Origin of the sequence: Paenibacillus sp. EKM301P, assembly GCF_011800295.1 — a bacterium.
Lineage (GTDB): Bacteria > Bacillota > Bacilli > Paenibacillales > Paenibacillaceae > Paenibacillus > Paenibacillus polymyxa.
Map to the genome: position 1 here is coordinate 1 of NZ_JAALFM010000026.1, position 4,160 is coordinate 4,160.

Consider the following 4,160-nt stretch of genomic DNA (forward strand, 5'->3'; position numbering starts at 1 on the left):
CTCATTGTTTGATTTTGCGAACAAAATCAATTTACTCACTCGTTGTTCAGTTTTCAAAGATCAAATTCTTTTTCACTACGTTTTTCAGCAGCTATAAGATCATATCATGTTCATTTCAAAAATGCAAGGGTTATTTTTTTCGAAGATCATTTCACCCTGCTTATTCTCTTTGAAACGGCTGTTTTGTTTTCAGCTCAAATAATATATCATTTTTAACTACAGAATACAACTTGTAATATTTCACAATAAACCAATATCTAAAATTTCTTTACTACTAGTCAACTATTTCAACATGATGGCTACTTCAAAACACTATATCGTTGATTTGCCGCTAAACGCGCCGTCGATTCTTTTTAAGATATCTACGATACTCGTTCCTTTTAATCGCTTGTTGTCAGAAGACTTACAATTAGACGGAGTCTTTTAGCCCCCGCCTAACAAGCTCATAAATTTATAGTCTGCAAATCTCATGGGCACATTGGCCATACGAAGGGCAACAGCACATAGCACGCAACACCTTGAGATCGTGAATGACGATTTTTCCGTCTCTCGTATCCAAGGTACCCTGCTCTTTCAGCGAGCTCAGCATCCGGTTCACACTCTCGCGCGTTGCTCCAATCATCTCACCCAGTTCGGAGTGACTTAACTTCATATTCAGTAAAATGCCATCCTTCACAGCTACGCCACATGTATTACTTGCACGGATTAAGGTAGACGCTAGTGCCCCCGTTTTACCATACAACAATAAGTCCCGAAACCGTGATTGCATAATTCGTTGCTTCATTGCCATCCACTGTATAAACTGAAGCGCCATTTCCCCATACTTAGACAGGAGCGACTCCAGATCCTTAACAAGCACGACACCTAATTCACACACATCGGCTGTTTCTGCAGTGCAACTATACTCTTCCCCATCTATCCCACTAAACTCCCCGATTAAATCGCCTTGGTGCTGAATAGTCAGAATCAATTCTTTACCGTCTTCTGTCGACTTACGGAGTTTAACATGACCCGAATGTATATAATAAAGCTGCTCCGCATCATCACCCTCTCGGAAAAGCATAACGCCTGCCTTTACCTTCTTCCAGGACATGATATCTTTTAACAGTTCAAAATGCTCTTCCGTCAGAAAAAGCTGAATCCCCGTGCGCTGCGCTTCGTCCCCAAACCGTTCCATACAAGTGGCTTGCATATTAGCGTCCTCCTCGTGTTTACCTAATATCTTAATCATAATGTTTTGATGCCTGGGTTGTTATCGGGAGAACACCTGATTTTGCACCTCCCTACTCCCTGATTTGCAGTGATAAATATCACTTCCAGGATTATCTAACGCCCCATTTATCGCCCCACCTCTTATTGATTACCCAGTCTAATGAAAAGTCAGTGTTTCCTGCGCCTATAGATCAGGGGGTTCCCTGAATTACTTTTGTACCTGTCAGAATTACAATAAATTAGAGCTACAGTTGGTTAAGATAAAGGATGTGTCTTCTATGCTACAAATAACGGATGAAATGCGAAATGAACTGAACCAGTTGCGAGATCATGTTTATGGGGATCTCACTGCACTTGCATTTATGTCCAGGTCAGGGGGTAAGTTGCATTGGTATTATGCCTCCGGCAGCCGAAACAATCGCTATCGCCTTATTTCTTTTAAAGTTGGGCATGGGATCGCCGGGATGGCTGTTCGTCTTGGACGTACTGTGACCGTTAGTGCTTTAATATCAGGCAGTATACGTTTACGTCAAGAATGTGCGCTTATGCTGGCCGAACAGTTACATTCTGCAGTAGCCATTCCCTTTTCCAGTACAGGAGACTTGCCAAACGGTGTGCTACTTGTCGGTAACCGTGAAGTGAGAACATTCACCGAATCTGATGTAGCCAAGGCCACTCAAGTCGCTCATCGCCTTGGCCAGCTATGTGCCCTCCCTCTCACTCCATAGATTGATATTTGAAGAAAAATAAAATTATAAATATAAGTGAACATGAACAGCTCATCTAACTATCTCTGTTGATTGAAATCCCTAAAATTTGCTATGATTATGACAAAACGCACGGTTTTTTTACCGTTCGAGGGGATGACTAATTGATTCGTATACTAGTAGTGGATGATCATGTTGTCGTACGTTCTGGCCTCATGGCCCTATTGGACGGCAAAAACGGTATTAAGGTAGTAGGAGATGCAGCAGACGGGGATGAAGCAATCCGCAAAGCGGTGGAGCTACAACCTGATGTCGTGCTCATGGATTTTAGTATGCCACCTGGCAAAGATGGCCTCACGGCAACCACCGAATTAAAAAAACAGTTGCCGGATACAGAAGTGCTTATTTTAACGATGCATGATGATGAGGAATATCTGTTCCGAGCCATTCAAGCCGGAGCATCTGGATATATTTTAAAAAGTGCACCTCATGAGGAATTACTCGCTGCCATCCAGTCTGTGGCCGAAGGCAGTGCCTATCTATACCCCAATGCAACCAAACGCCTGATGAGTGAATATCTGGACAAAATCAAACAAGAGGGCATAGCCGGGCCGTATGAATCCCTGTCTGAGCGGGAAAAAGAGATCCTATCATGGGTAGCCAAAGGATATGCCAACAAGGAAATTGCCGAACACTTGGTGATTAGCGTCAAAACCGTAGAGTCCCACAAAAGCAACCTTATGGAGAAGCTTAACTTGAAAACACGGCCTGAGTTGGTCAAATTTGCACTGAAAAAGGGGTTGCTCCATTATGAATGAACCTTCTAACCCTTTACTGCAGCCCGCCTTTGGGGAGTCAACCGATAAACTACTGAATGATTTGGAAATTCATATACCAGATTCTCCTTTTCTCCATGTACTGCGTAGTTCTCTCCACCAGCTATCCAATCTAAAATTTGCTCTAGATACATCTTCCATCGTTGCTCTGACCGATCATCGAGGAATTATTCAGTACGTAAACGATAAGTTCTGTGAGATTTCGCAATATAGTCGTGAAGAATTGATCGGGCAGGATCATCGTCTCATTAATTCGGGCTATCATACTCGAGCCTTCATGAAGAACCTGTGGACTACGATCCGTTCTGGTGAGGTATGGCAGGGAGAAATACGAAATCGTGCTAAAGATAACAGCTACTACTGGGTGAATACTACGATTGTTCCATTTATGGACGAGGAAGGTAAACCCTATCAGTACTTAGCGATCCGTAATGAAGTAACTAAATTAAAAAAAGTAGAGGCAGAGCTTCAGACCATGATGACGCAAGTCATGCAAATACAGGAGGAAGAGCGTAAACGCTTTTCAAGAGAGCTTCATGATGGGATTGGTCAAAGCCTGTTTTCACTTATTATTCAACTAGATAGCCAACTAGCTGAACAGCCCAGTGCTACTCTGGAAAATCTGCGTACACAGGTAACTGATATCATTAAAGATGTTCGTGGCTTAGCGTGGGAACTTCGTCCCTCAGTTCTGGATGATTTGGGTGTCGTACCGGCCCTAAGAACTTATATTGAAAATTTCTGTTCGCATTACGGAATCGAAGTGCATTTTCAATGTACTTTACGTAAACGCCTTGATATCCGAAAAGAAATAGCAATCTATAGAATTGTACAGGAAGCACTGACGAATGTGGCTAAATACGCAGATGTAGCAGAAGCATACGTTGATGTAGAGGATCAAGACGAAATAATAAAAGTAACTATTCGGGATGAGGGTATGGGCTTCTCTGGAGAATCCAAAGGAGAGGGAGTTGGATTGTTCAGCATGGAAGAACGAGCTAGAGGAGTAGGCGGCTTCTTGAGCATGACCTCTGCTCCAAATCAGGGAACCTCCATACAGCTGACCATACCAGTGTAAAACCTGTGTACTAGATCAGTTATCGGTGTATACTCACTGCAGGAGCAGAAGGAATACACCGATAGCAAGGATTATCGATAGTCAACACTTTGTAGAATCTATGGAAGATAAACATACAAAAAAAGAGAGAGCTCTGTCCCCAGACAGGCTCTCTTTATTTATAAGGTGTCACCACTGAGGCAACAAGAATCCGCTATAGCAAAAAGCGGGTGATGGGAATCGAACCCACGCTACCAGCTTGGAAGGCTGGAGTTCTACCATTGAACTACACCCGCAAATCAGTATCGGGATGACACGATTTGAACATGCGACCCCCTGGTCCCAAAC

At 43.1% G+C, this 4,160-nt stretch carries 4 protein-coding genes and 1 tRNA gene; 3 read left to right on the plus strand and 2 right to left on the minus strand.

Annotation, left to right across the window (positions count from 1 at the left end; genetic code table 11):
- Positions 1–451: 451 nt before the first annotated feature.
- Complete coding sequence (locus tag HFD99_RS24605; RefSeq protein ID WP_025363799.1) at positions 452–1,192, minus strand: Crp/Fnr family transcriptional regulator; 741 nt, start codon at positions 1,190–1,192, stop codon at positions 452–454.
- A 298-nt stretch (positions 1,193–1,490) separates the two neighbouring features.
- Between HFD99_RS24605 and HFD99_RS24610 the strand changes: the two genes are divergently transcribed.
- The 3 genes from HFD99_RS24610 to HFD99_RS24620 all read left to right on the plus strand — a co-directional run bounded on the left by HFD99_RS24610 (position 1,491) and on the right by HFD99_RS24620 (position 3,833).
- Positions 1,491–1,940: a GAF domain-containing protein gene (locus HFD99_RS24610; protein ID WP_017428696.1), complete on the plus strand. Its 450-nt coding sequence runs from the start codon at positions 1,491–1,493 to the stop codon at positions 1,938–1,940.
- Positions 1,941–2,083: 143 nt separating this feature from the next.
- Positions 2,084–2,737 (plus strand): response regulator, encoded by a 654-nt coding sequence (locus HFD99_RS24615; protein WP_013369023.1) that lies wholly within the window; start codon positions 2,084–2,086, stop codon positions 2,735–2,737.
- A complete protein-coding gene (locus tag HFD99_RS24620; RefSeq protein ID WP_025363798.1) occupies positions 2,730–3,833 on the plus strand; it encodes a PAS domain-containing sensor histidine kinase in 1,104 nt (367 codons plus the stop codon). The genes HFD99_RS24615 and HFD99_RS24620 overlap by 8 nt, the downstream gene beginning before the upstream one ends.
- 204 nt (positions 3,834–4,037) lie before the next feature.
- Here HFD99_RS24620 and HFD99_RS24625 read toward each other — a convergent pair.
- Positions 4,038–4,108, minus strand: a tRNA-Gly gene (locus HFD99_RS24625).
- Positions 4,109–4,160 lie beyond the last annotated feature (52 nt).

Coding starts and splice junctions, on each gene's coding strand:
- HFD99_RS24605 (WP_025363799.1), bottom strand. CDS start 1,192: ATGCAAGCCACTTGTATGGAACGGTTTGGGGACGAAGCGCAGCGCACG.
- HFD99_RS24610 (WP_017428696.1), top strand. CDS start 1,491: ATGCTACAAATAACGGATGAAATGCGAAATGAACTGAACCAGTTGCGA.
- HFD99_RS24620 (WP_025363798.1), top strand. CDS start 2,730: ATGAATGAACCTTCTAACCCTTTACTGCAGCCCGCCTTTGGGGAGTCA.